The sequence below is a fragment of the Bradyrhizobium sp. 147 genome (assembly GCF_023073935.1).
In the GTDB taxonomy this organism is placed as follows: Bacteria; Pseudomonadota; Alphaproteobacteria; order Rhizobiales; family Xanthobacteraceae; genus Bradyrhizobium.
Map to the genome: position 1 here is coordinate 140,842 of NZ_JADPKL010000087.1, position 25,538 is coordinate 166,379.

General features: G+C 64.2%; 20 protein-coding genes and 2 pseudogenes. 12 read left to right on the top strand and 10 right to left on the bottom strand.

The genetic code is table 11. The features are described 5' to 3' along the window. Positions 1–72 precede the first annotated feature (72 nt). Complete coding sequence (locus IVA87_RS20475; protein ID WP_247297078.1) at positions 73–753, bottom strand: peroxiredoxin; 681 nt, start codon at positions 751–753, stop codon at positions 73–75. Positions 754–957: 204 nt separating this feature from the next. On the opposite strand from IVA87_RS20475, the gene IVA87_RS20480 reads away from it, so the two are divergent. Continuing rightward, positions 958–4,758 carry a DUF3971 domain-containing protein gene (locus tag IVA87_RS20480; RefSeq protein WP_247297076.1) on the top strand — a complete coding sequence of 1,267 codons (3,801 nt, stop codon included), beginning with the start codon at positions 958–960 and terminating at the stop codon, positions 4,756–4,758. Between the two features lie 67 nt (positions 4,759–4,825). Here the strand turns inward: IVA87_RS20480 and IVA87_RS20485 are convergent, their stop codons facing one another. From IVA87_RS20485 to tyrS, 4 genes are all read right to left on the bottom strand, one after another. After that, positions 4,826–6,520, bottom strand: coding sequence for a methyl-accepting chemotaxis protein (locus IVA87_RS20485; RefSeq protein ID WP_247297074.1), 1,695 nt, complete (start codon positions 6,518–6,520; stop codon positions 4,826–4,828). A gap of 347 nt (positions 6,521–6,867) precedes the next feature. Beyond that, positions 6,868–7,305, bottom strand: a complete 438-nt coding sequence (locus IVA87_RS20490; protein ID WP_247297072.1) for a DoxX family protein — start codon at positions 7,303–7,305, stop codon at positions 6,868–6,870. A 218-nt stretch (positions 7,306–7,523) separates the two neighbouring features. Further along, a complete protein-coding gene (locus tag IVA87_RS20495) occupies positions 7,524–8,780 on the bottom strand; it encodes an MFS transporter (protein WP_247334732.1) in 1,257 nt (418 codons plus the stop codon). 57 nt (positions 8,781–8,837) lie between these two features. Continuing rightward, on the bottom strand, positions 8,838–10,091 hold the full coding sequence (gene tyrS, locus IVA87_RS20500) for a tyrosine--tRNA ligase (RefSeq protein ID WP_247297059.1): 1,254 nt from the start codon (positions 10,089–10,091) through the stop codon (positions 8,838–8,840). Positions 10,092–10,255: 164 nt separating this feature from the next. Here tyrS and IVA87_RS20505 point away from each other — a divergent pair, with 164 nt between their 5' ends. The 3 genes from IVA87_RS20505 (at position 10,256) to IVA87_RS20515 (ending at position 12,468) form a co-directional block, all read left to right on the top strand. Then, the gene (locus IVA87_RS20505; RefSeq protein WP_247297057.1) at positions 10,256–11,359 is read left to right on the top strand and encodes an anhydro-N-acetylmuramic acid kinase; all 1,104 of its coding nucleotides are present in this window, start codon (positions 10,256–10,258) and stop codon (positions 11,357–11,359) included. A gap of 97 nt (positions 11,360–11,456) precedes the next feature. Next, positions 11,457–12,134, top strand: coding sequence for a glutathione S-transferase family protein (locus tag IVA87_RS20510; RefSeq protein ID WP_247297050.1), 678 nt, complete (start codon positions 11,457–11,459; stop codon positions 12,132–12,134). A 10-nt stretch (positions 12,135–12,144) separates the two neighbouring features. Beyond that, on the top strand, positions 12,145–12,468 hold the full coding sequence (locus IVA87_RS20515) for a multidrug efflux SMR transporter (RefSeq protein WP_247334733.1): 324 nt from the start codon (positions 12,145–12,147) through the stop codon (positions 12,466–12,468). A 14-nt stretch (positions 12,469–12,482) separates the two neighbouring features. On the opposite strand, the gene IVA87_RS20520 is transcribed toward IVA87_RS20515, so the two are convergent. Together IVA87_RS20520 and IVA87_RS20525 are read right to left on the bottom strand one after the other, a co-directional pair. Beyond that, entirely contained in the window at positions 12,483–12,773 is a 291-nt protein-coding gene (locus tag IVA87_RS20520) for a DUF1330 domain-containing protein (protein WP_247297046.1), read from the bottom strand. A 64-nt stretch (positions 12,774–12,837) separates the two neighbouring features. Then, positions 12,838–13,485: an alpha/beta hydrolase gene (locus tag IVA87_RS20525; RefSeq protein WP_014495555.1), complete on the bottom strand. Its 648-nt coding sequence runs from the start codon at positions 13,483–13,485 to the stop codon at positions 12,838–12,840. Positions 13,486–13,824: 339 nt separating this feature from the next. Between IVA87_RS20525 and IVA87_RS20530 the strand changes: the two genes are divergently transcribed. The 8 genes from IVA87_RS20530 to IVA87_RS20565 all read left to right on the top strand — a co-directional run bounded on the left by IVA87_RS20530 (position 13,825) and on the right by IVA87_RS20565 (position 21,370). After that, positions 13,825–14,961 carry a cysteine desulfurase family protein gene (locus IVA87_RS20530; protein ID WP_247297044.1) on the top strand — a complete coding sequence of 379 codons (1,137 nt, stop codon included), beginning with the start codon at positions 13,825–13,827 and terminating at the stop codon, positions 14,959–14,961. A 122-nt stretch (positions 14,962–15,083) separates the two neighbouring features. Further along, on the top strand, positions 15,084–16,580 hold the full coding sequence (gene sufB, locus IVA87_RS20535; RefSeq protein ID WP_247297042.1) for a Fe-S cluster assembly protein SufB: 1,497 nt from the start codon (positions 15,084–15,086) through the stop codon (positions 16,578–16,580). 62 nt (positions 16,581–16,642) lie between these two features. Continuing rightward, positions 16,643–17,395, top strand: a complete 753-nt coding sequence (sufC, locus tag IVA87_RS20540) for a Fe-S cluster assembly ATPase SufC (RefSeq protein ID WP_247297040.1) — start codon at positions 16,643–16,645, stop codon at positions 17,393–17,395. An 11-nt stretch (positions 17,396–17,406) separates the two neighbouring features. Next, positions 17,407–18,711: a Fe-S cluster assembly protein SufD gene (sufD, locus tag IVA87_RS20545; protein ID WP_247297039.1), complete on the top strand. Its 1,305-nt coding sequence runs from the start codon at positions 17,407–17,409 to the stop codon at positions 18,709–18,711. Next, positions 18,708–19,955, top strand: a complete 1,248-nt coding sequence (locus IVA87_RS20550; RefSeq protein WP_247334734.1) for a cysteine desulfurase — start codon at positions 18,708–18,710, stop codon at positions 19,953–19,955. The genes sufD and IVA87_RS20550 overlap by 4 nt, the downstream gene beginning before the upstream one ends. Then, positions 19,952–20,323, top strand: a complete 372-nt coding sequence (locus IVA87_RS20555; protein ID WP_247334735.1) for an SUF system Fe-S cluster assembly protein — start codon at positions 19,952–19,954, stop codon at positions 20,321–20,323. The genes IVA87_RS20550 and IVA87_RS20555 overlap by 4 nt, the downstream gene beginning before the upstream one ends. Positions 20,324–20,372: 49 nt before the next feature. Next, positions 20,373–20,783: an iron-sulfur cluster assembly accessory protein gene (locus IVA87_RS20560; protein WP_247334737.1), complete on the top strand. Its 411-nt coding sequence runs from the start codon at positions 20,373–20,375 to the stop codon at positions 20,781–20,783. Positions 20,784–20,920: 137 nt separating this feature from the next. Further along, positions 20,921–21,370, top strand: coding sequence for a TfoX/Sxy family protein (locus IVA87_RS20565; RefSeq protein WP_247334740.1), 450 nt, complete (start codon positions 20,921–20,923; stop codon positions 21,368–21,370). A gap of 54 nt (positions 21,371–21,424) precedes the next feature. On the opposite strand, the pseudogene IVA87_RS20570 reads toward IVA87_RS20565, so the two are convergent. The 3 genes and pseudogenes from IVA87_RS20570 to IVA87_RS20580 form a co-directional block, all read right to left on the bottom strand. Beyond that, positions 21,425–22,491: pseudogene (locus tag IVA87_RS20570) on the bottom strand (GGDEF domain-containing protein). Positions 22,492–22,658: 167 nt separating this feature from the next. Beyond that, positions 22,659–24,188: a DEAD/DEAH box helicase gene (locus IVA87_RS20575; protein WP_247334741.1), complete on the bottom strand. Its 1,530-nt coding sequence runs from the start codon at positions 24,186–24,188 to the stop codon at positions 22,659–22,661. Between the two features lie 297 nt (positions 24,189–24,485). After that, positions 24,486–25,462 (bottom strand): annotated as a pseudogene (locus IVA87_RS20580) (helix-turn-helix domain-containing protein). Positions 25,463–25,538: the final 76 nt, after the last annotated feature.

Consider the following 25,538-nt stretch of genomic DNA (forward strand, 5'->3'; position numbering starts at 1 on the left):
AATTGCCGCAGCAATCTGGGCCGGTCATGGTTAATTTTCCGGAAACGGGAACATTCGAATTCAAAGGACTGATTAAAGACTTCTTGCCGCTTCCAGGACCTCATCGGCATGGCCGTCGACCCGGACATTGCGCCAGATCCGGGCCACTTTGCCATCGCGGCCGACCAGCACCGTGGTGCGAAGAATTCCGAGGAAGCTTTTGCCATACATGGACTTTTCGCCCCAGGCGCCGTAGGCCTCCAGCATCTCGTGCGTCTCGTCCGAGATGAGCGGAATGGCGAGCTTGTGCTTGTCGCGGAACTTTTCCTGGGCCTTTAACGGATCCGCGGAGATGCCGAGCACGGCCGTGCCGCCAGCCGTGAAGGCGTCCGCCAGCCGGGTGAAGTCGATCGCCTCCCTGGTACAACCGGGCGTGTCGGCGCGAGGGTAGAAGAACAGCACGAGCTTTTGCCCGGCATAGTCCGCCAGCGTGACCACATCGCCGCCGTCGCGGGGCAGACGGAACGCGGGAGCCTTCTGGCCCTCGGTCAAGGCGACCTTCGCCGCCGCGGGCGACTTGGAGGAATTTAACTGTTTCGAGGCGGCCTTATGTGATCCTGCTTTTGCTATGGTCTTGGTTGATTTGCTCGCCGGCGTCCGCTGTGTTTTCGCGGACCTTGTTTGAGTCGCTGCCCGCGTTTTCAGGGTCTTCTTTTTAGCCGTCGGACTGCCGGAGGGCGTTTTGGACGATTTCTTTTGGGATTTCTTGGACATACGCCTTCCTTTCGTCGCTTTCGACAGGTCAACCAAAGCGGTATTGCAGCTCTCGTCCGGTGTGCCGGAATCGCGCCCTCGGCTGGGCAAGTCTGACGACGCCGGAGTATGGTTACAAGGAATTCCACGCACCACCCCACTGCTCGTTGAACGCGCTGCCGGGGCGAAATGACGAACAGCAGGAATATTCGAAGTACGGCGGCAATGCCGGCGCAGGGGCCTTCGCTCCCCGTCGGCGGCTGCGGTCCCGGCGGCGCTCAATCCGACGATGGACGCCTGTATCGAGAGGCAATGGCAAGGAATAAGTCGCCCCAGGATTACACGCGGGACTTCGATCGGCGCGGCGGTCAATCACAGCCGCAGGAATGGGACGACGCCGATTGGGATCCGGATCAGGAGGAGGCGGCGGGCCATCGCGCGCGCCGGCTGCTATCGCGTTCCAATTCGGGTTTCCATCGCCTCGGTGACGGGTTTGGATCTTTACGTCGCCGGCTGGGCAGCGGCCGCTGGCTGAAGCGGCTGGCCGTCGTCGTTGGCGTCCTCGTCGTCATTTTCGTCGGCTGTTTCGGCACGCTGTGGTGGCGGCTCGGCGCCGGGCCCATCAATCTCGACATTGCAACGCCATGGCTGGCAGCCGCCATCGAGGACAATATCGGCCACGGCAACACCGTAGAGGTGGGCGGCACCCAGATCGAGCGGGCGGGGCGGGTCCGGATCGCAGTCCGCATCCGTGACATCGTCGTCCGCGACCGCGATCACGCCATCGTCGCCAGTGCGCCGAAAGCCGAGGTCAAGCTGTCGGGTGCGGGTCTCCTCATGGGGCACCTGCGCGCAGAAAGCCTCAATCTCGTCGATGCCGAGCTCGCGATCCGCATCGCACCTGACGGCACCGTCACGGTCTCGGCCGGCGACACCGCAAAGCCGCTGGCAACCGGCGTGGCCTCCAAGAAAGAGGCAGGCTTGCCGCCGACATTCCCACGCAACGGCGTCCCGCCGCCGCCATTCGCCACAGCGCCTGCGAGCCCGGACACATCCCAGGCTGCTCCCCAGGCGACCGCACAGAGCGGAATTCTTCAGGGCCTCGATTGGCTCGACAGTCTGAGCATGACCGGCCTCGACGGCCAGAACCTCAACGAGATCGGTCTGAAGAACGGCAATCTGATTGTCGACGACCAGCAGCGCGGCAGCAAATGGTCGTTCGAGAACATCACGCTCAGCCTGCGCCGGCCGAGCAGTGGCGGCGTCGCGCTCAGCCTCGGCGAGGAGGGCGCGCGCCCGTGGATGCTGCGCGCCACGATCGGGCCGGCCGAGAACGGCGTGCGCTCGGTCGACATCCGCGCCGACAAGGTCTCGACCTCCAACATCCTGTTGGCGCTGCGGGTCAAGGATCTCACCTATACCGCGGACCTGCCGCTGACGGGCGAGCTGAAGGGCGAACTCGGCCGCGACGGCGTGCCGACCTACTTCCGTGGCAAGATCGCGGTCGGCGCGGGCAACATCATCGACACCGACACGCCCGATTATCCGATGACGATCGACTCGGCCGAGATCAACGTCGAGTGGGACGCGAACCGGCGGGTGCTGGTCGCTCCGTTCAAAATTCTCTCCGGCGCCAACCGCCTGACCCTGCTGGGCCATCTCGAGCCACCGAACGGCGCCACCAATGACTGGCAGCTCGGCTTCAGTGGCGGCTCGATCCTGCTTGGTGGCATCGACAACGAGCCGCCGCTCGTCTTCAACCGTATTGCGATCGGTTTCCGTTTCGACACTGACCACAAGCGCCTCTTGCTGACGCAGGCCGATATCAGCAATGGCGAGATCGGTGTCGCCGGCACCGGTGCCATCGACTATTCGGGCGAGCCGCGGCTGACGCTCGGCTTTGCGGGAACGCCGATGTCGGCCTCCGCGCTGAAGCGGATGTGGCCCACATTGATCGTTCCCGAGCTGCGTGAATGGGTGATCGAGCGGATCGAGCGCGGCACGCTCCAGCGGATCGAGATCGGCGTCAACTCGCCGGTGAAGAACCTTCCGCGCAAGGGGCCTCCCATCCCCGACGACGGCCTGTCGGTCAACATCGTGGCAAGCGGTGTCGCGGTGCGTCCGGTGGACGGCATGCCGGTGGTGCACGATGCCGATCTGAAGGCGCGCGTGACCGGCCGCACTGCGACCGTGAACATCGGGCAGGGCATTGCCGACACGCCCGCCGGCCGCAAGATCACGATCTCCGACTTCACGTTCGAGGTGCCGGATATGGCGCCCAAGCCGTCGCCGTCGCGCACGAGATTTCGCGTCGACGGACCGGTGCCCGCGGCGGCCGAAATGCTCTCCAATGATCGCCTGAGCGATCTGTCTTCGACCGTCGTCGATCCCAATACCAGCAAGGGGACGTTCTCGGCGAACATCCAGCTCGGCATGCCGGTCAAGGGCGAGCTGACCAGGGCCGACACGACCTATGCCGTGACAGCCGAGCTCAACGGCTTTGCCGCCGACAAGCTGGTGATGAACCAGAAGCTGGAGGCCAACAACCTCAAGATCATCGCGAGCAACCAGGGCTATCAGGTCAAGGGCGACGTCAAGATCAACGGGCAGGCCGCCTCGCTCGACTATCGCAAGCCGGCCGAGGGCGATGCGGACGTCAGATTGCAGGCGACGCTGGACGATGCCAGCCGCGCGCGCCTGGGGTTCGATCTCAGCCCTGCCGTGAGTGGATCGTTGCCGATCAAGCTGTCGGGCAAGATCGCGAGCGGCGCGGATCAGACGACGAAGCTCGCCGTCGAGGCCGACCTGACCTCAGTCAAGCTCGACAACATCCTGCCCGGCTGGGTCAAGCTGCCGGGCAAGTCCGGCAAGGCCAGCTTCAAAGTGGTGCCGACGGCGCAATCGACGCGTTTCGAGGACATCGTCATCGAGGGCGGCGGCGCCTCGATCAAGGGCTCGCTCGAGATCGATGCGAATGGCGACCTGATGAACGCGAACTTCCCGACCTATTCGCCCTCCGACGGCGACAAGGCCTCGTTGAAGGTGGAGCGCAGCCAGGACGGCGTGGTGCGCGGCACCATGCGCGGCGACGTGTTCGACGGCCGCGGTTTCCTGAAGTCGGCGATCTCAGGCAATTCCAAAGACGATGCCAAGAACAAGCTGAAGAACATCGATTTCGACATCGACGTGAAGCTCGGCGCCGTCGCCGGTTTCAACGGCGAGGCGATGCGCAGCGTCGATGCCAAGATGTCGAAACGCAACGGCGCCGTCAAAGCCTTGACGTTGAGTGGCAAGATCGGCCGTGATACGCCGGTGGCGGCCGATTTGCGCGGTGGCCGCGCGCAGGGCAGCCGTGAAGTGATCTATCTCCAGACCAACGATGCCGGCGCGCTGCTGCGCTTCACCGACACCTATACCAAGGCGGTCGGCGGCCAGATGGTGGTGGCGATGGAGCCGCCGACATCCGAGCCGAACACCTCGCGCGAGGGTCTCATCAACGTGCGCGACTTCACCGTGAAGGGCGAGGCGCAGCTCGAGCGCGTTGCTGCCGGCGCGCCCAACGGCACCGGCAACGGCGTCTCCTTCAGCGCGCTCCGCGCCGAGTTCACCCGTCAGAATGGCGCGCTCACGATCCGTGACGGCGTCGTCAAGGGACCGATGATCGGCGCCACCATCGAGGGCTCGATCGACTATCCCGGCAACCAGGTGTGCATGAGCGGCACCTTCGTGCCGATGTATGGCGTCAACAACATCTTCGGCCAGATCCCGTTGTTCGGCATCTTCCTCGGCGGCGGCAACAACGAGGGGCTGATCGGCGTGACTTACGAGGTCGTCGGCACCCCGGCCGCGCCCGTGATGCGCGTCAATCCGATCTCGGCGATGGCGCCGGGCCTGTTCCGCAAGATCTTCGAGTTCAACACCGGCAAGCAGAACTCGCCATTCGAGGAATTCCAGTCGCAATCGAACGACGGGTCGACCGGATCGACGCGGCAGCTGTCGAGCGGTTGCAGCCTGGCGCGGCGATAGAAGCGGGACTCAAGAGTCCGCCACGCCCGCGCCTGTCCCGGGCATGACGCATGTGGGGGTCGGAAACTTACGCCGCGCGCACGCCAGCCAGGAACGTCCCGACCTCGCCGGAGAGCTGTTCGGCCTGCTTGGAGAGGCTCGAGGCGGCCGCGAGCACCATGCCGGCAGCGTTGCCGGTCTCGTTCGCAGCCGTGCTAACGGCGCTGATATTGGTCGTGACCTCCTGGGTCGCTTCTGCGGTCTGCGACACGCTGCGGGCGATCTCGGCGGTGGCGGCACCTTGCTCCTCGATGGCCGCGCCGATCGAGGTCGCAATGCGACTGACCTCCTCGATGGTGGCGGTGATGCCGCCGATTGCGTCCACCGCTTCTTTGGTCGCGCCCTGGATCTGGGCGATCTTGTCGCCGATCTCGCGGGTGGCTTCCGCGGTCTGGCTCGCGAGCGACTTTACCTCGGAGGCGACCACGGCAAAGCCACGACCGGCTTCGCCTGCGCGTGCAGCCTCGATAGTGGCGTTAAGCGCGAGCAAATTGGTCTGTGCCGCGATGCTGGAGATCAGCTCGGCGACGTGCTCGATCTGCTGGGCACCATCGGACAGCGCGCGCACGATCGTGTCGGTGCGGCGCGCACTGTCCACCGCGCGTCCGGTGACTTCGGCGGACTGCGCGACCTGACGGCTGATCTCGGTGATGGAAGTGGAGAGCTCTTCGGCGGCGGCCGCGACGGTCTGGACGCGCTGGCTGGCCTCGGTGGCGGCCGAGCCGACCACAGCGGCGCGGCGGTTGGTGCCTTCGGCGGTGGAGGACATCGACTTGGCGGTCGCCTCGAGTTCGCCGGAGCCCGAAGCCATCAGCCCGACCAGCTGGCCGACGGACGCATCGAAGCGGTCGGCAAGCGCGATCAAGGCATCGCGTTTCTCCTGCTCGCTACGGGCCTTGGTGGCGACCTGCTCGGCCTCCAGGTTACGTGCGGTCAGCGCGGTTTGCCGGAGCACTTCGAGCGTCTCGGCCATGCGGCCGATCTCGTCGCCGCGGCCGGTCTCTTCGACCGCCTTGTCGATAGTGCCTTCCGAAATCTGCTGCATGCGGGTCTTCTGGCGGTCCAGCGCGGCGAGCACGTCGCGGGCGATCAGCCAGGACAGCATCGCCATCAGCAGCATCAGGCCGATGCCGATGGCGGCGAGCTCCAGCGTCAGCGCGCGCACGTCGGCGTCGATGTCGTCGACGTAGAGTCCGTAGCTGATGGTCACGTTCCAGGGCGCGAATCTGCGCGCGAACACGGTCTTGCGGACCGGCTCGGTCTGGCCGGGGCGGGGATAGAGATAGGAGGTCACGCCACCCTGCGCGGTGTCGGTGCCGGCCCTGATGATGGCGTCGGCAATCAACACGCCGTTGGAATCCTTGGCGCCAGTGATCTTGCCTTCGAGCTGCTGATTGGCGCCGTTCACGACCAGAGAGGTGTCCTGATTGTAGACCACCGGGTAGCCCTGGCCGCCGTTGAAGCTCATGCGGCGGCCGCGTTGGTGGAACAAGCTCTTGGCCTCGGCTTGCGTGAGCTTGCCGGCTGTCACCTCGTCCTGGAGCGATTGCGCGTAATTATGGAGGAGCTCCACCGCCGTCCGCATCTGCTGGACACGGTCCTCCATCATGCGGCTCTTGCTCAGCACGGCCGATACCCCGATGATGGCCGTGACCGTGAGCGCCGCGAGGCAGACCATGCTGGCAAGCTTGGTGCGGATCTTCAGATGACTGAGCAGTTGCATCACGGTCTCTACGGAATGGTTGTTATTGCTCGCGTCGGTAGCATGAAGTTCTTACCAATCATGAACGGACGCGGGCAACGCGCTGCCATGCATGCGGCGTTCGCAGTCGCCATGCGCAAACGTGCCGCGCCTGCGCATGGCGCATCTAATCGCGGGAAGAATTGATGCTGGATTTTCGTTGTGGCCGAGGCTTGTCGGGACAGCGATGAGTCGATTCGTTCACCGCATCATCATGTCCGTGCTGCTCGTGGCGGCTCTCGTTCTCATCTGGAACGTGCTGGGCGCGCGTTGAGCCGGCACCGGCAAATGCGCCGGTACCCTGTCTTTCCTTCGAATCCGCGAGCGCGTCAGCGCCGGGCGTAGGCGCCGCCGGTCGAATCGCTTTCCTTGCCCATCGCCGCATCGACGCTGACCGAGCCGCCGCCGGCTGCCGAGAGGTAGAGGCAGGCGAAGCAGAACAGGATCGCGGCGGTGCCGCCGTTGAGCAGCGGCAGGAACACCGGCGTTTCGCCCTTGAACATGTGGCCCATGAAGTAGGCGAAGGCCATCTCACCCGAGAGAATGAAAGCCGAGAGGCGGGTGAACAGGCCGAGCATCAGGAGCGCACCGAGCACCAGCTCGATCGCGCCTGCCGTCCAGATCAGCGGCGGGATGTTGGCGAAGTAAGGAAGCACCGGAAACTTGAAGATCTTCGCAACGCCGTACTGGAACAGCAAGAGGCCGGTGATGAAGCGAAACAGGCTCAGGAGAACCGGTTGAAAGCGAGTGAGATAGGGAAAGTTCATTGGTTTGTGCCCTCCATCCAATGCGCGACTTGGACCGTATTCGATTCCGCCTCGCAAGCCATCAGGATCAATTCCGCGCTGACATTTTCGTCATGTCGGACAAAACACCGCAGGCTCCGCTCTCAGTCGCGCGCGATCCGCATTTTTTCTGGTGTTGGCGTCGTGCCCATCCGTAATTTTCCGGTGACGCAAACGAACTCAAGTTACCCCTGGGAAACCTACCGTCGCAAGGCAGGCACGACTAGGAACGGAATCATCCCGAGCACCACACTCGCAAGTGCGAAGGCGAGCAGCGCGTTGTAGCCGTGGGTCGCGTCATGGATCAGGCCGCCGCTCCAGGAGCCGAATGCCGAGCCGAGGCCACTGCCGATCGAGATGGTGCCATAGATGGTGCCCACCCGTTTTCCCTGGAAGATTTTCATCGCAGTTGCGGTGATCAGCGGCCCGCGCGAGCCCATCATGCTGCCGAAGCAGACGACGAAACCGGTGAGCAGGATGATGTTCGGATAATACTGCAGGAGCCAGAGCAGGAAGATGCCGAGCATCGAGATCGCGTAGCTCAGCAGCACCGACGGCCGGCGCCCGATCAGCCCGTCGAGCGCGGAGACCCCCAACATCCCGAACACCAGCACGACGCCGGAGAAGCCCCAGGCAGTCGCGGCCTGGAGTGGCGGGAAGCCGGCATCGATCAGATAAGCCACGATCTGCGCCGCGATCGCGTACATGCCGACCGCGGTGAAGAAGAAGGTCGAGAACAGCGCCCAGAAGGCGTGATGGCGCATGGCGCCAACAAGCGTCCAGCCGTTGTCAACGAAATCCGGATCGGTCTTCTTGGTGACCTGCGGCGAGCCGGCAGCGAACAGCGGCCACGGCAGCAGCATGAGCGGCACCAGCAGGCCCAGCGCAGCGAAGCCGAACAGCTGATAGGTCTCGCGCCAGCCGATGTGATCGATCAGGAGCTGCGAGGCCGGCAGCAGCGCCAGCACGCCGCCGCCCATTGCCGAATAGACCACGGCCATCGCGGTCGGCAGCCGCGGCCCGAACCAGCGGCCGAGCAGAATCGAATTCGGCACATTGCCGATGAAGGCGACCCCGATCCCGACACACAGTCCGATCGAGAGCTGGAACTGCCAGAGCGCTTTCGCATGGCCCGCAATCAGGAAGGCCGAGCCGAGCAGGAACAGTCCGAGCGCGTAGACGGCGCGGGGACCGGAATGGTCGAACAGCCGCCCGACCAGAGGCGCGGTCAGTCCGCTGACGAGCCAGGTCAGCGAATAGATCGAGACGACCTGCGCGCGATCCCAGCCAAAGCTTTCGGAGATGGGCTTGAGGAAGACGGTGAAGCTCTCGCTGAGGCCGCGGCCAAGGACAGCCAGCGCGAAACACAGCGCGAGCACGACGAGCGCGGTCCGCACGGCACCCCTCGGCGCAGCCGCTGCGCGGTCCCCGGCCTGCCTGGGCGTGTTCTGGTCCATTGCCGCTCAAGGAGCGCGCTTCGCCGCGCCCTGACAAGCAGCGAAAAGCTCATACGCCTATGCAGGCTTGATGAGGACGTGCTTCTTCTTGCCGAACGACAGCTTGATCACGCCTTCCGGCGTCAGGTTGGCCACCGAGAGTGCCATCTTCTCGTCGGTGACGGGGGCGTCGTTGATGCGCAGTCCGCCCCCTTTGATCTGGCGGCGCGCTTCGCCGTTTGAGGCAACCAAGCCCGCCCGAACGAAGGCGTTGAGCACGCCGAGACCATCGTCGAGCTCGCCACGCGGAATTTCCACCGTCGGCAGGCTTTCGGCGAGCGCACCTTCCTCAAAGGTGCGGCGCGCGGTCTCTGCCGCCTCGTTCGCGGCATCGCGGCCGTGCAGCAGCGCGGTCGCCTCGGTGGCGAGCACCTTCTTGGCCTCGTTGATCTCCGCGCCGCCGAGCGCCTCGAGCTTCTTGATCTCGCTCATCGGCAGCGTCGTGAACAGTTTCAGGAATTTGCCGACGTCGGCATCCTCGGTGTTGCGCCAGTACTGCCAGAAATCATACGGCGAGAACTGGTCGGCGTTGAGCCAGACCGCTCCCTGCGCGGTCTTGCCCATCTTGGCGCCGGACGCGGTCGTCAGCAGCGGCGTCGTCAGCGCGAACAACTGGTGCGTGCCCATGCGGCGGCCGAGATCGACGCCCATGATGATGTTGCCCCACTGGTCCGAGCCGCCCATCTGGAGGCGGCAACCGGTGCGTTTGGCGAGCTCGACGAAGTCGTAGGCCTGGCAGACCATGTAGTTGAACTCGATGAAGCTCATCTCCTGCTCGCGCTCGAGGCGCAGGCGCACGGAGTCCATGGTCAGCATGCGGTTGACCGAGAAATGCCGGCCGACGTCGCGCAGCATCTCGATCCAGTTCAGCTTGGTCAACCACTCGGCGTTGTCGAGCATGACAGCGTCGCTCTTGCCCTCGCCATAACGCAGCACCCTGGCGAACACGCCGCGGATCGAGGCCTTGTTGGCCTCGATCTCGGCGACCGTGCGCATCGCGCGCGTCTCGTCCTTGCCGGAGGGGTCGCCGACCATGGTGGTGCCGCCGCCCATCAGCGTGATCGGCTTGTTGCCGGATTGCTGCAGCCAGTGCAGCATCATCATGGTCAGATAGTTGCCGATATGCAGCGAGGGGGCGGTGCAATCGTAGCCGACATAGGCGGTCGCCTCGCCCCTGGCGGCGAGCGCGTCCAGCCCCTCGAAATCGGAGCACTGGTGGATGAACCCACGTTCCTGCAGGGTATTGAGGAAATCCGATTTGAATGCAGTCATTTGTCGGCGTGCCTGACAATTCTTGGTTTACTGTTTTGGGAGCAATTTAAGAGTCTTGCGTGGGAACTCGATTGGCACCCGCCACTTGGCGCAGTGGCATTATAAGATGTGTCCCTCTGGCACAAGATCGGCATGCCGGGGCGGGCCTTTGAGGACGCTGGTCCATGATGTTGACGGCACTCGGTCTGATGAGCGGCACCTCGCTGGACGGGGTGGATGTCGCGCTGATCGAAACCGACGGAAAGCAGGTCAAGGCGTTCGGACCGACCGGCTACCGGCCCTACGGTCCGGCCGAGCGCAACCTGCTGCGCCAAGCGCTCTCCGAGGCCGTGCACCTACGGCAACGTGATGCCCGGCCTGGGATCCTGACCGAGGCTGAGCGCGCAGTGACGCAGGCCCATGCCGAGGCGGTCGCCGCTTTCGTCGCGCAGAACCGGATGAGGCCGGAGGACATCGACATCGTCGGCTTCCACGGCCAGACCGTGCTGCACCGGCCCGAAAAGCGGCTGACGGTGCAGATCGGCGACGGGCCGGCGCTGGCCAAGGCGATTCACATCCCGGTCATGTATGATTTCCGCGCCGCCGACGTCGAGGCCGGCGGGCAGGGCGCGCCGTTCGTGCCGGTCTATCATCGGGCGCTCGCCCATTCGCTGGAGCGCGAGGGCCCGATCGCGGTGATCAATATCGGCGGCGTCTCCAACATCACCTATATCGACGGCAGCGACACGCTGATCGCCTGCGACACTGGCCCCGGCAATGCGCTGCTCGACGACTTCATGTACCGCACCATGAACCAGGCGTTCGACGCGGAGGGAAAGTTCGCCGCGCTTGGCAAGGCTGATGAGGCCTGGATCGCGCGGGCACTGGCGCTGCCGTTCTTCGCAGCGCCGCCGCCAAAGTCGCTCGACCGCAACGACTTTGCCGCGCTGAAGCTCGGCGACATGCCACCGGCCGACGGCGCCGCGACGCTGACCGCGTTCACTGCGGCGGCGATCGCCCGCATCATCCCGCTGCTGCCGCGACGGCCGCGCAGCTGGATTGTCTGCGGCGGCGGGGCCCGCAACCTCACCATGCTGCGGATGCTCCGCGAGCGGGTGGGCTCGGCCACGGTCGAGGCCGCGGAGACGCTCGGCTGGGCCGCCGACGCCATCGAGGCGCAGGCCTTCGGTTTCCTTGCCGCGCGCGGCCTCAAGGGCCTGCCGTTATCCTATCCGGCAACGACGGGCGTGCCGATGCCGATGACGGGTGGGGTGATTGCACAGCCTTGAAGATCACAGGGAGTTGACGCAGGTGCATTGATCTTGACATGTGCATGCAAGTGCATCTATCTAGATGCAGTTGCATCTAACTGTCGGGATCGCCATTATGACCGCTCCGCTCAAACTGATCAGCCATAAGCTGTGCCCCTATGTGCAGCGCGCCGTGATCGCGCTCAAGGAGAAGGGCGTGCCGTTCGAGCGGATCGATATCGATCTCGCTGACAAGCCGGACTGGTTCTTGAAATTGTCGCCGCTCGGCAAGGTGCCGGTGCTGATGGTTGCGACAGACAAGGGCGAGGTTGCGTTGTTTGAGAGCAACGTGATCTGCGAGTACATCGAAGACACGCAACGCGGTGCGAAGCTGCATCCGGCGGATGCGCTGAAACGTGCCGAGCATCGCGCTTGGATGGAGTTCGGCTCAGCGATCCTCGGCGACCTCTGGGGGCTGGAGACGACGACCGATCCGGCGACATTCGAGAGCAAGCGCCAGGCGCTCGCGGCCAAATTCGCGCGCGTGGAAGCCGCGCTTGTTGCAGGGCCGTATTTCGCGGGCGACGCGTTCAGCCTCGTGGATGCAGTGTTTGCCCCGATCTTCCGCTATTTCGACGTGTTCGATGAATTGATTGAGCTCGGAATCTTCAACGATCTGCCCAAGGTCCGCGCGTGGCGGGCCGAGCTCGCGAAGCGTCCGAGCGTGCGCTCTGCGGTCGGCGCGGATTATCCGCAATTGCTGCGGGCCTTCCTGGTGCGCCACGACGCGCATCTCTTGAAGCTCGCGGCCTGAGGCTACGCCGATGTCGCAGTCCACGGCCTGGCTCATGCTCGTGATCGCCGGCGCGCTTGATGTCGGCTGGGCGATCGCGATGAAATATGCGGAAGGATATACGCGCGCTGGCTGGAGCATCGCCTCGCTCGTGCTGCTCGTCGCCTTCGTCTTCCTGCTCGGGCGTGCCTTGAAGGTGCTCGAGGTCGGCGTTGCCTATTCGGTGTGGACCGGCATTGGCGCGGCCGGCACGTTCCTGATGGGCGTCGTGCTGTTCGGCGAGACCTTGAGCGCGGTGAAGCTTGCGGGCATCGCACTCGTGCTGACGGGGATCGTTGCCCTCAAGCTGGCGTAGTCAGCCCATAGTGATCAGGTGCAACCGTCGGCAAGCAGCAGCCTGCTTGTCGTCGTTGCGTGCCGCACCCTGAAGAGATCCTGAATGTCGGGATCGTCGAGGAACGCTTTCGCCTTCTCGCGCTCAGCAAATTCGATGATGACGAGGCGCTCGGGCGCCCAGTCGCCTTCGATCGTGGTCGGCTCGACGCCGCGCACGATGTACCGCCCTGAAAGCTTGGCAATAAATGCCGGGATTTCAGCGACGTAAGTCTTGAAGCCGGCGTGGTCGTTCACTGATAGATCAAGAACCAGATACGCCTTCATCGCTCGAAATCCCCAGCGTTGACGGTCCGCAGCCATGCCACGAACACGTCTACGCCGGAAGGCCTCAGCGCACGTTGGCGAGGCGCATGTCGAGATAGGCGGTGATGGTTTCCATCAGCGGCTCGAGCTTGGCATCGAAGAAGTGATTGGCGCCGGGAATGACCTGCTGGTCGATCACGATGCCCTTCTGCGTCTTCAGCTTCTCGACCAGGGTGTTGACATCCTTAGGAGGCACTACGGCATCCTTTTCGCCGTGCACGATCAGGCCCGAGGACGGGCAGGGCGCAAGGAATGAGAAGTCGTAGAGGTTGGCCGGCGGCGCGATCGAGATGAAGCCTTCGACCTCCGGGCGGCGCATCAGCAACTGCATGCCGATCCAGGCGCCGAAGGAGAAGCCCGCGACCCAGCAGGCGCGCGCCTCGGGATTGATGGTCTGCGCCCAATCGAGCGCTGCCGCCGCATCCGACAATTCGCCGGTGCCATGGTCGAACGAGCCCTGACTGCGGCCGACGCCGCGGAAATTGAAGCGCAGCACGGAGAAGCCGCGATGCGCGAAAGCGTAGTAGCACTGGTACACGATCTGATGGTTCATCGTGCCGTGGAACTGCGGATGCGGATGCAGGATCATCGCGATCGGCGCGTTCTTCTGCTTGGCCGGGTGGTAGCGGCCTTCGAGACGGCCAGCGGGGCCGGTAAATATGACTTCGGGCATCGATGATCTCTTGATTGATTTCCTGGAGACGACCTCGGCAATCAACCGATTGTGGCCTCACCGGCAGATGCCGACGAAAGCGCGAATGAAGGGCGAGGAGGCGCGCGTAGCGGTGATGCGCTGACGGCGCGCGGTGACTTGACGGTGCGCGTTCTAACATAGGCTGAGGGTCAAAAAGCAAGCATCTTGAACATCAGCCAACGGGTTCAAGACGTTAGCGCGTCATGGTCGCGTCAACTGTGGCCGCACATTCGAAATCATTGGTTGCCAAGGGCGTGCCCGCGGCCCATGTCGAGATCGCGCAAACGCCGTCTGCGATGTGAGGTAATATATTACTTAATGCCGACCCGCGTCTATCTCGATTGGAACGCGACGACGCCGCTCCGCGCTGAGGCTCGGACAGCGATGCTGGCTGCATACGATCTGATCGGCAATCCATCCTCGGTTCATGCCGAGGGGCGGGAGGCACGACGGCTGATCGAGGAGGCGCGTGCCGCGCTGGCCTTGGCGATCGGCGCCCAGCCGCGCAACGTCGTCTTCACATCCGCTGGAACCGAGGCCAATGCGCTGGCGCTGTCGCCCGGCCTGCGGGCGCCGGCGGGCGGACCCGTTGAGCGACTGCTGGTCTCCGCGGTCGAGCATGCCTCGGTGCTTGCGGGCGGCCGGTTCCCGGCCGATAGGACCCGACAGCTTCGGGTAACGCGCTCCGGTGTCGTCGATCTCGACGATCTGCGGGCCCGGCTCGACGCTGGCCCGCCGACGCTGGTCTCCATCATGGCCGCGAACAACGAGACCGGCGCTCTTCAGCCTGTCGCTGAGGCTGCGCGGATCGTTCATGAGGCCGGCGGTCTCCTGCATGTCGATGGGATCCAGGCGCTTGGTAAAATTCGGTTCGATATCAAGGCTGTGGGTGCAGACCTTGCAACCTTCTCTGCGCACAAGGTCGGTGGCCCTAAGGGCGTTGGCGCGCTGGTCATGGCGGAAGGGCTCGCCGGTCTGGCGCCGGTCCTGCGGGGGGGCGGGCAGGAGCTCAACCGCCGGGCGGGCACCGAGAATGTCGCGGGGATCGCCGGCTTTGGCGCGGCGGTCAAACGGGCGCTTCAGACTCTGCCGGAGGATCTGAAGCGAATAGCAAGCCTCAGAGATCATTTGGAAAATGGGCTTCGCGCGGCCGGGGCGACAATCTTCGCCGACGATGTGGAGCGGTTGCCAAATACCGTACTTTTCACCGCGCCAGGGCTGAAGGCCGAGACTGCTGTGATCGGCTTCGACCTTGCAGGCGTCGCCGTGTCGTCCGGTTCGGCCTGCTCATCGGGAAGGGTCCAGCCTTCCCATGTGCTCTCGGCCATGGGGTACGATCCCATCGTGGCCCAAGGAGCGGTGCGCCTCAGTCTTGGCTGGTCCACGGAACTGGAAGAGATCAATAGGGCGTTGGAGGCTTGGCGAAAGCTCGGTAATAACCTACTTAAGAGCTAGGCGACGAAACACAGCTTGAACGATTCTAGGCGCGTGCTTTCCGCCAAAGAACATCGTAATAAACGTAATACTCGTCCGAGTTTGATCCACCGCGGTCCTTGAAACCGCGAGCGGAGGATGGAATGCCAGCCGTACAAGAGACGGTCGAGCGCGTGAAGCGTATCGACGTCGACCAATATCGTTATGGGTTTGAGACCCTGATCGACTCCGAGAAAGCCCCAAAAGGGCTATCGGAAGAGACCGTAGAGTTCATCTCGCAGAAAAAGAATGAGCCCGCCTGGATGCTCCAGTGGCGGCTGGAAGCCTATCGGCGCTGGCTGACCATGACCGAGCCGAGCTGGGCGCGGGTCGACTATCCCAAGATCGACTTCCAGGACCTCTATTACTACGCGGCGCCGAAGCCGAAGAAGACGGTCAGCTCGCTCGACGAGATCGATCCGGAGATCCTGAAGACCTACGAAAAGCTCGGCATTCCCCTGCGGGAAGTCGCCATGCTCGAAGGCGTCGAGCCGAAGGCGGGCGAGGAAGATCCGGCCCGCCGCAAGATCGCGGTCGACGCGGTCTTCGATTCGGTGTCGGTTGCGACAACGTTCAAGGCGGAGCTGAAGAAGGCCGGCGTGATCTTCATGCCGATCTCGGAGGCGATCCGCGAGCATCCCGAGCTGGTGCAGAAGTATCTCGGCACCGTGGTGCCGACCTCGGACAATTTCTACGCGACGCTGAACTCGGCGGTGTTCTCGGACGGCTCGTTCGTCTACGTGCCGCCCGGCGTGCGCTGCCCGATGGAGCTGTCGACCTATTTCCGCATCAACGAGCGCAACACGGGTCAGTTCGAGCGCACGCTGATCATCGCGGACAAGGGCTCCTACGTCTCCTATCTCGAGGGCTGCACTGCGCCGCAGCGCGACGAGAACCAGCTGCACGCGGCCGTGGTCGAGCTCGTCGCGCTCGACGACGCCGAGATCAAATACTCGACGGTGCAGAACTGGTATCCGGGCAATTCGGAAGGCAAGGGCGGCATCTACAATTTCGTCACCAAGCGTGGCGACTGTCGCGGTGCCAATTCAAAGATCTCCTGGACCCAGGTCGAAACGGGGTCGGCGATCACCTGGAAATATCCGAGCTGCATCCTGCGCGGCGACAATTCGCGGGGCGAGTTCTACTCGATCGCGATCTCGAACGGCTTCCAGCAGGTCGATTCGGGCACCAAGATGATCCACCTCGGCAAGAACACGTCGAGCCGCATCATCTCCAAGGGCATCGCCGCCGGCAAATCGCAGAACACCTATCGTGGGCTCGTCACCGCGCACCGCAAAGCCACCGGCGCGCGCAACTTTACCGCCTGCGATTCCCTGCTGATCGGCGACAAATGCGGCGCGCACACCGTGCCGTATATCGAGGCGAAAAACTCCTCGGCGACGTTCGAGCACGAGGCGACGACGTCGAAGATCTCCGAGGACGTGCTGTTCTACTGCATCCAGCGCGGTCTCTCGCAGGAAGAGGCGGTTGGCCTCGTGGTCAACGGCTTCGTCAAGGATGTGCTTCAGCAACTGCCGATGGAGTTCGCGGTGGAAGCGCAGAAGCTGATCTCGATCTCGCTTGAAGGGTCGGTCGGTTAACACCGACCCTCGCGGTGCGCTTAGGCGCTCCATGCCTCATTTGAATAGACTGGACACCAACAATGCCTTTGCTTGAAGTGAAAGACCTGAAGGTTCGTGTCGAGGAGCGTGAGATCCTGCACGGGCTGACGCTGACCGTGAACGAGGGCGAGGTGCACGCGATCATGGGGCCGAACGGCTCCGGCAAGTCGACGCTCTCCCATGTCATCGCCGGCAAGCCCGGCTATGAGGTCACCGACGGCCAGATCCTGTTCAGGGGCGAGGATCTCCTGGAGATGGATCCCGACGAGCGCGCCGCCAAAGGCGTGTTCCTGGCGTTCCAGTATCCGGTCGAAATTCCCGGTGTTACCACCATGAATTTCCTCCGTACCGCACTCAATGCCCAGCGCAAGGCTCGCGGCGAGAGCGAACTGATGGTGCCGGACTTTTTGAAGAAGGTCCGCGAGGTCTCGAAGGCGCTGAACATCCCGCAGGACATGCTTAAGCGCGGCGTCAATGTCGGCTTCTCCGGCGGCGAGAAGAAGCGCAACGAGGTGCTCCAGATGGCGCTGTTCGAGCCCAGCCTGTGCATCCTCGACGAGATGGATTCCGGCCTCGACATCGACGCGCTGCGCATCGCGGCCGACGGCGTCAACGCGCTGCGCTCGCCGAAGCGTGCCATGGTCGTCATCACCCACTATCAGCGGCTGCTGAACTACATCGTGCCCGACGTCGTGCACGTGATGTCGAAGGGCCGCGTCGTGAAGAGCGGCGGCAAGGAGCTGGCACTGGAGCTGGAAGCGTCCGGCTATGCCCAGTTCGAGGACGCCGCGTAAGGAATTTTGCAATGAACGTTGCTGTGGCAAAGACCGGAAAGGGCCGCGCGGTGAGCGATCTCTTCGCCAGCGTCGAAGGCCGCTTGCCGGGTCCGCCTGCTGTGATCGCGGCGCGTCGCGAAGCCTTCGAGAGCTATGAGCGGCTCGGCTTGCCGCACCGCCGGCTCGAGGAATGGAAATACACGGATCTGCGCGCGCTGGTCGGCGAGGTGCTGCCGCTGGCGGCCAGCCCCGACGCGGCCGCGCTGAAGCGCGCCGCCGACGCGGTGAAGGCGCATGCCATCGCGGGCGCCCGCAAGCTGGTGCTGGTTGACGGCGTGTTCGCGGCCGATCTGTCCGACGTGAAGGCGCTCGGCTCCGAGACGAGCCTCAAGACCCTGCGGGAGATGCTGGAGACCGATGTCGGTATCCTCAACACGGCGTCCACCGATGCCGTCATCGCGCTGAACGCCGCCTTGGCAACCGACGGCGTCGTGCTGTCGATCGCTGACGGTGCGCGGCTGTCCGCGCCGATCCAGATCATCCACATCGCAACCGCGGCTTCCGCCTCGAGCTTCACCCGTTCGCAGGTTGCGATCGGGAAGGGCGCTCGCGCCACCATCGTCGAAAGCTTCGTTGCGGCAGGTAGCAAGGCCTACCAGGTCAACGATGCCGTGCTGGTGACGGTTGGCGACGACGCCGATGTTGCACACATTCGCCTGATGGACGATGCGCCTGACGCGGTGAACGTCACCTCGCAATTCGTGACGGTGGGCGCCAATGTGAAGTTGAACTTCTTCAACATGACCAGCGGCGCGGCGGTCAGCCGCTTGCAGGGCTTCATCACGCTGGCGGGCGAGGGTAGCGAGCTCTCCGTCAACGGCGTCAATCTTTTGAAGAAGACCGAGCATGGTGACACCACACTGGTCGTCGACCACGCCGTGCCGAACTGCGTCAGCCGCGAGACTTTTCGCGCCGTGATCGACGATCGCGCTCATTCGGTATTCCAGGGACGCATCATCGTTCGTCCCGATGCGCAGAAGACCGACGGCAAGATGATGACCCGCGCGCTGCTGCTCTCGGACGAGGCGGAAGCCGACAACAAGCCCGAACTGGAAATCTTTGCCGATGACGTCTCCTGCGGCCACGGCGCCACTGCCGGCGCGCTGGACGACAGCCTCTTGTTCTATCTGAAGGCGCGCGGCCTGCCGGAGAAGCAGGCCCAGGCGCTGCTGATCCAGGCCTTCGTGGGCGAGGCGATCGAGCAGATCGCCGACGACGGCTTGCGCGAGCACGTGATCGGCATTGCCGAGCGCTGGCTGGAGCGCCGGTCATGAGCACGCATCCGGCGGTCAAGAACGGCGCCTACGACGTTGCGCGCGTGCGCCAGGATTTTCCCGCGCTCGCCATGCAGATCTACGGCAAGCCGCTGGTCTATCTCGACAACGCCGCCTCGGCGCAGAAGCCCGGCGCCGTGCTCGACCGCATGACGCAGGCTTATACGAGCGAATACGCCAACGTGCATCGCGGCCTGCATTACCTCGCCAATGCGGCGACGGAGGCCTATGAGGGCGCGCGGGCAAAAGTCGCGCAATTCGTCAATGCCCGCCGCACAGAAGAAATCATCTTCACCCGCAACGTCACCGAGGCCATCAACCTCGTGGCGTCGTCCTGGGGCGAGCCGAACATCAAGCAGGGCGACGAAATCGTCCTCTCGATCATGGAGCACCATTCCAACATCGTGCCCTGGCATTTCCTCAGGGAGCGCCATGGCGCGGTCATCAAATGGGCGCCCGTCGATGACGAAGGCAATTTCCTGATCGACGAGTTCGAGAAGCTGCTGACGCCGAAGACTAAGCTCGTCGCCATCACCCAGATGTCGAACGCCCTCGGAACCTTCGTTCCGATAAAAGAGGTCGTGCGACTGGCCCACGATCGGGGCATTGCCGTGCTGGTCGACGGTGCGCAGGGCGCGGTGCATCTGCCCGTCGACGTGCAGGATCTCGACTGCGATTTCTACGCGTTCACCGGCCACAAGATTTATGGCCCGACCGGTATCGGGGCGCTCTATGCCAAGCATGAGCACCTTGTAGCGATGCGTCCGTTCAACGGTGGCGGCGAGATGATCCGCGAGGTTGCGAAGGACTGGGTCACCTATGGCGACCCGCCGCACAAGTTCGAAGCTGGCACCCCGCCCATCGTCGAAGCGATCGGCCTCGGTGCCGCCATCGATTACGTCAATTCGATCGGCAAGGAGCGCATTGCCGCGCACGAGCGCAATCTCGTCACCTACGCCCAGGACCGGCTCCGCGAGATCAACTCGCTGCGGCTGATCGGTACTGCGCGCGGCAAGGGGCCGGTGATCTCCTTCGAGCTCAAGGGCGCGCATGCCCACGACGTCGCCACCGTGATCGACCGTCAGGGCATCGCAGTGCGCGCCGGCACCCATTGCGTGATGCCGCTTTTAGAGCGGTTCAACGTCACCGCCACCTGCCGGGCGTCGTTCGGCATGTATAATACGCGGGAAGAAGTCGATCATCTGGCACAAGCGCTTCTGAAGGCGCGGGATTTGTTCGCATGAGTGACACGGCCGAAATCAAAGCCAATCCGATGGAGACCCATTCGGCGCTGCCGCCGGAGGAGACCGAGCGTCTGACCACCGAGATCATCGCGGGCCTCAAGACCGTATTTGATCCGGAAATCCCGGCCGACATTTACGAGCTCGGCCTGATCTACAAGGTCGAGATCAAGGACGACCGTTCGGTCGACGTGCAGATGACGCTGACGACACCGAACTGCCCGGCTGCCGGCGAGCTGCCGACCATGGTCGAGAACGCGGTCGCCAGCGTTCCCGGCGTCGGCGTGGTCGACGTCAAGGTCGTCTGGGACCCGCCGTGGTCGCCCGAGCGCATGAGCGACGAGGCGCGCCTCGTGCTCAATATGTGGTGACGGTCTCAGCTCGCATTGAATTCGCTTCGCAACGGACCACATAGCTAACATGACCCAGATCTCGTCAGGCTCGACACCAGCTTCGACACCAAAGCCCCGGCGGCCGCGCCCGCAGGTGATGCGGCTGACGGATGCCGCGGCGCAGCGGATCACGGAGCTGACCCAGCGCGCGGACTCCGACATCGTCGGCCTACGCGTCGGCGTGAAGAACGGCGGCTGCGCCGGCCAGTCCTACACGGTCGAATACGCCCACGAGATCCGGCCGACTGACGAGGTCGTCGAGGACAAGGGCGTCAAGATACTGGTCGACCCCAAGGCCGTGCTGTTCCTGCTCGGCACCGAGATGGACTACAAGGCCGACAAAATGCAGGCCCAGTTCGTCTTCAACAACCCCAACCAGGTCTCCGCCTGCGGCTGCGGCGAGTCGGTCGAGCTGCGGCCGGCGAAGATCGACGGATAAGCCCGACTTTCGCTATTGTCCTCCCGGCCAAGCCCGGGACCCATGCCCAGAGGAAGTGGTTGTCGCGCGCGCTGGCAGTTGCCAGCCTTCGCCAAACGCGATCCTGTGGTTGACCACATTGGGGAGGCAGCTTGGGCATGGACCGCGAATTCCTGATCGACCTGTTCGCCGATTTCGGCCCGGTCACGATCCGCAAAATGTTTTCCGGCTACGGCATCTCCGCCGACGGCATCAACTTCGCGCTGTCCTTGCGCGCCGGGCTGTTCTTCCGCGCGGACGAGATGACGATCCCGAATTTCGAGGCGGAAGGCTCAAAGCCGTTCCAATACTCGACCCGCGCCAAGACAGTCACAGTGAACTCCTACTGGCAGTTGCCCGCGCGCTTGTTCGACGATTCCGAGGAGCTGGCAGAATGGGCGAGGGCAGCGCTGGCTGCCGCCCAGCGCGCCAAGGTCAAGAAGCGGCCGAACGCAAAGAAGGTCAGCAAAGCTGCCAAGGCGCCCGCCGGAAAGCCCGGCCAGAAAACTTCGTCGAAAAGATCGCTCAAGAAGGTTGCGATGCGCAAGCGTGCCAAGCGGAACGCGTAACTCTCGGGGGGGCGCGTCCAAGAGATGCGCTCCGGAATGACAGAGGCGTTAGACCTACGCCACCCGGCTGTGCGTCTCCTGCGCGTATTCCGGATCGGCCTCGCAGATCACGCGATTGCGGCCGTTGCGCTTGGCGGCGTAGAGGCAGGCATCTGCACGCTCGATCAGGGCCTCGGTGTCGTCGCCCTCCCTCAGCATGGAGACGCCCACGGAGATCGTGACGCGGCCGAGAATCTCGCCGGTCGATTTCTTCTTCAGTTCCTTCGCCATCACCGCGCGGCGGATGTGATCGGCCACCGTGAGCGCCTGGCGCAGCGCCGTGTTGGGCAGCACGACCGCGAATTCTTCGCCGCCATAGCGCGCGGTGATGTCCTGGCCCTTGATGGTCTGCTTCAGCGACAAGCCGACAAGGCGCAGCACCTGGTCGCCGGTGAGGTGGCCATAGGAATCGTTGAACGACTTGAAATGATCGATATCGAACAGCAGCAGCGACAGCGGCTCCCCGGAGGCGAGCGCGCTCTGCACCGCCATGCCGATCATGCGATCGAAATATTTGCGGTTGCCGAGGCCGGTGAGCGGATCGGTGAGGCTCTCGGCGCGGATCGCCTCCAAGCTCTGCTGGAGATTGCTGATCTCGTTCCTCGACAGCGTCAGCGGCCTTCCAGCGCCTTGTTGGCCTCGCGCATCTCGCTGGTCGAACGCAGCAGCGTCTCGACGATCGCCTTGATCTGGTCGCGGCCCTTGGCCGACGACAGTTTCTCGGTCGCACCCGACAGGCTGGCGTCGTAGGCGCCGCTCATTCCGAGCGCATCGCCGAGAACCTTCATCACGTCGTCAATCTCGCCGATGACGCGCGCGCCCACCTTGTCGATGCGGTCGGTGGTCTTGATATGGGATAGATAGGTCTCGTAGATCTGCTCGAGATCGGCTTCGGTCAGCTTGCCGTTGCGCGCCAGCGTCTCGTTGATGATCTTATTGAGCGGTGCGTTGTAGCCGGTGGCGTAGACGTACCAGATCTCGTAATTGCGCGGAATTGCCGTCTGCCGAAGCGATCGAATCTGGCCGAGCGCCACTTCGGCGAACGCCATCGTGCGTTCGTGTTCGTCGAGAACCTTGACCACGGAACATACCCCGCAGCGGTCGGTGCGCTCTCGACCGCAGCAATGCTTAAATTATGTTCGTAGGCTAACGGACGATCGTGAACGCCCCGTAAATATACGTTCGCCAATGCATCCGAAAAAGGTGTGGGCGTTTTTCCTCAACCGAAACCAAAAGCGCGCGTCGTGCTTCAGGCTCCGGCGGGGGAGCGAACCGGCCGCAGCAGAAATGCCGGCAGATGCGAGTGATCGCCCGGCTCGGCGTCGGCCTCCCGCTGCCGGCGCGGTTCGGGACGGCCGATCGAGGGCACATGCGACGGATTGGCCTGCTGGCGCGCGCCGTGACGCGGCTCAGATGACGGCCGTGCTTCGCGGGGAGGCCGCGCTTGGCGTGCAGGCCTTGGCTCGCGAGCGGGCCGGGCTTCGGCCGCGGGGCTTGCATCGACCGAAGGCCTTCCCTCGGAGGGCTGCGGCGCGTCGCCACGCGGCTCGTGGCCGCGACGCGGCTTGCCCCGCCCGCCACGGGAGCGCTCGCGGTCCCGTCCACGAGACTCGCGCGGGCGCTCGCTGTGTTCGGTCGTGCTCCCGTGCACCTCGAAGTCGCCCTCGGCGCGCGGAATGCTCTGGCCGATCAGCTTCTCGATCGCCGCCATCGACTTCTGGTCGAGCGGTGTCACGATCGAAATCGCCGTGCCGGTGCGGCCGGCGCGGCCGGTACGGCCGATGCGATGGACGTAGTCGTCAGCGTGGTGGGGGACGTCGAAATTGAAGACATGGCTGACCTCGGGAATGTCAAGGCCGCGAGCGGCGACGTCGGAGGCGACCAAGAGCGGCAACTCACCCTTGCGGAACTGTTCGAGCGCGGCCGTGCGGGCCGATTGGTCCATGTCGCCGTGCAGGGCGCCGACGCTGAAGCCGTGCTTCTGAAGCGATTTGTGAACGACGGCGACCTCGCGCTTGCGATTGCAGAAGATGATCGCGTTCTTGAGATCCTTGGCCTCGCGCAGCAGGCGGCGGAGCAGCTCGCGCTTCTCGTGCGCCTCGCGCCCGGCGGGCACCTGGGCCTGCGTGACCGTCACGGCCGTCGTGGCGGGTTTGGAGACCTCGACCTTCTGCGGATTATGCAGGAAGGCCTCGGTGATGCGCCGGATCTCCGGCGGCATGGTCGCGGTGAAGAACAGGGTCTGCCGCGTAAACGGGACGAGCTTGCAGATGCGCTCGATGTCGGGGATGAAGCCCATGTCCAGCATGCGGTCGGCCTCGTCGATGACGAGCAGCTCGACGCCGGTGAGCAGGAGGCCACCGCGCTCGGTATGGTCGAGCAGGCGGCCCGGCGTTGCGATCAGCACGTCGACGCCGCGCGTCAGCTTGGCATCCTGGTCGCCGAACGAGACGCCGCCGATCAGAAGCGCGACGTTGAGTTTCTGGCCCGCGCCGTAACGGTCGAAGTTTTCCTTCACTTGCGCCGCCAGTTCGCGGGTCGGCTCGAGGATCAGCGTGCGCGGCATGCGCGCCCGGGCTCGACCCTTTTCGAGGATGGTGAGCATCGGCAGCACGAAGGCCGCGGTCTTGCCGGTGCCGGTCTGGGCGATGCCGAGCACGTCCTTGCGTGCGAGGACGTGGGGGATCGCCTGTTCCTGGATGGGAGTGGGGGTGGTGTAACCGGTGGCCGCCACTGCGGCGAGGACTTTTTCGGATAGTCCGAGATTGGTGAAGGACATTGAGCCTCTGGTCGAAACCGCCGTTCGGAATCGAGGGTAAAAAGGCTGTCGCGTTCCACCCCGAAACGGCGCGCTCTCAAAGAAGCTGGGGGTGCTGACTCACGCGAACAAAGCGCCAGGCTCGAGAATCGATCTTCGATTTGAGCCGCGTCGCCCCGGAACATAGGCAGGAATCCGCCAAAGTCAATGGAGCGGGCGCGGGAAGACCCTAAAAAACCTGAGGTTTTTGCCCAAATAGCGGGCGCGGCTGCGGTTTTCCGGCCAAGCGGCGGACCGACCAGAGCCGGCAAACGGCGGCTAATGCCGCGCCCGAACCTGGGTCCGGAAGTCGCCTGGGGCCATGCCATAGGCAGCGTTAAAGACTCGGTAGTAGGTCGCCAAGCTCTCGAAGCCGCAGGCGGCCGCGATGTCGGCAATCAGCCGCTCCGGAGCCTCGCGGATCAGGCGGCGGCTCTCTTTCAGCCGCTCTTCGGTCATCGTCTGCGAGAAGCTCTTCTCCGCCGTCGCGAACAGCATGTGCAGGTGTCGCACGGAAATGCCGAGCCAGTCGGCCACCATCGTCGGCGCGAGATTGGGGTCTTGCAGGTGACGCGCGATCAGGCGCCGGGCCTGCGACAGACGGGCGGTCCGCAGCGCGGCCTGCCCGCGGCGGCTGCCGGGCCGCACGATGCCGCGCTCGATCAGCGCCAAGTGGGCCAGAGCCTGAACAAGGGAGGCCTGCATCAGGGGGGCGGCGTCGAAGCAGCCGTCATTGCCGGCGACATCGTCGAGATCGGCAAAGCAGGTGCCGAGCAGGAGCGCCAGGGTGGGATCGTCAAACGTTCGCGGTGCAAGCTCGCGCATGCGTTTGTCCTGCGCCGGAATGTTGCTCACCGGGATCTTCAGGATCCGCAAATGGAAGCCGCCTGCGCCGAGCGGCGCGGTACGATAAGGCAGGTCGGTATGGCTGGTGGCAAAGCTGCCGTTTGCGACGCAAAGTCGCTGCCGCGCATGCCGCCGAACCAGCCGCCGCTGCCGAGCTGCTGGTAGACGCAGATGGCGTCGCCCGGTGCGGAGGCGATGTCGGATGCGCTACGCTCGACCGTGTAGGCGGACGCCTTCAGCTCGACGAGGCTGGCGCCGCCAAGCTGGCGCAGCGAGAATTCGCCTAAGAAATCGGCGCGGCGTTCGCGCTCGAGCTCGGCGGTGACGCCGAACAGACCCTTGGCGCGCACCTCGCGCCAATAGTCGAAGCGGTCATGCGGCTCGACCTCGTCAGTGCACCAGCGATACACGATAGCCCCTCGCTTCCAATGGGATTACCCAGGAACACTGCAAAGGAAGAGCAGATTCCAGCGGGATCTGCCATAG

Bases quoted from the DNA above. Each gene is read 5' to 3' on its own strand.
- IVA87_RS20520 (WP_247297046.1), bottom strand. From the start codon at position 12,773: ATGAAGGCGTATCTGGTTCTTGATCTATCAGTGAACGACCACGCCGGC.
- tyrS (WP_247297059.1), bottom strand. From the start codon at position 10,091: ATGACTGCATTCAAATCGGATTTCCTCAATACCCTGCAGGAACGTGGG.
- IVA87_RS20530 (WP_247297044.1), top strand. From the start codon at position 13,825: ATGCCGACCCGCGTCTATCTCGATTGGAACGCGACGACGCCGCTCCGC.
- IVA87_RS20505 (WP_247297057.1), top strand. From the start codon at position 10,256: ATGATGTTGACGGCACTCGGTCTGATGAGCGGCACCTCGCTGGACGGG.
- IVA87_RS20475 (WP_247297078.1), bottom strand. From the start codon at position 753: ATGTCCAAGAAATCCCAAAAGAAATCGTCCAAAACGCCCTCCGGCAGT.
- IVA87_RS20555 (WP_247334735.1), top strand. From the start codon at position 19,952: ATGAGTGACACGGCCGAAATCAAAGCCAATCCGATGGAGACCCATTCG.
- IVA87_RS20490 (WP_247297072.1), bottom strand. From the start codon at position 7,305: ATGAACTTTCCCTATCTCACTCGCTTTCAACCGGTTCTCCTGAGCCTG.
- IVA87_RS20560 (WP_247334737.1), top strand. From the start codon at position 20,373: ATGACCCAGATCTCGTCAGGCTCGACACCAGCTTCGACACCAAAGCCC.
- sufC (WP_247297040.1), top strand. From the start codon at position 16,643: ATGCCTTTGCTTGAAGTGAAAGACCTGAAGGTTCGTGTCGAGGAGCGT.
- IVA87_RS20550 (WP_247334734.1), top strand. From the start codon at position 18,708: ATGAGCACGCATCCGGCGGTCAAGAACGGCGCCTACGACGTTGCGCGC.
- IVA87_RS20510 (WP_247297050.1), top strand. From the start codon at position 11,457: ATGACCGCTCCGCTCAAACTGATCAGCCATAAGCTGTGCCCCTATGTG.
- IVA87_RS20515 (WP_247334733.1), top strand. From the start codon at position 12,145: ATGTCGCAGTCCACGGCCTGGCTCATGCTCGTGATCGCCGGCGCGCTT.
- IVA87_RS20575 (WP_247334741.1), bottom strand. From the start codon at position 24,188: ATGTCCTTCACCAATCTCGGACTATCCGAAAAAGTCCTCGCCGCAGTG.
- IVA87_RS20565 (WP_247334740.1), top strand. From the start codon at position 20,921: ATGGACCGCGAATTCCTGATCGACCTGTTCGCCGATTTCGGCCCGGTC.
- sufB (WP_247297042.1), top strand. From the start codon at position 15,084: ATGCCAGCCGTACAAGAGACGGTCGAGCGCGTGAAGCGTATCGACGTC.
- IVA87_RS20485 (WP_247297074.1), bottom strand. From the start codon at position 6,520: ATGCAACTGCTCAGTCATCTGAAGATCCGCACCAAGCTTGCCAGCATG.
- IVA87_RS20480 (WP_247297076.1), top strand. From the start codon at position 958: ATGCCGGCGCAGGGGCCTTCGCTCCCCGTCGGCGGCTGCGGTCCCGGC.
- IVA87_RS20525 (WP_014495555.1), bottom strand. From the start codon at position 13,485: ATGCCCGAAGTCATATTTACCGGCCCCGCTGGCCGTCTCGAAGGCCGC.
- sufD (WP_247297039.1), top strand. From the start codon at position 17,407: ATGAACGTTGCTGTGGCAAAGACCGGAAAGGGCCGCGCGGTGAGCGAT.
- IVA87_RS20495 (WP_247334732.1), bottom strand. From the start codon at position 8,780: ATGGACCAGAACACGCCCAGGCAGGCCGGGGACCGCGCAGCGGCTGCG.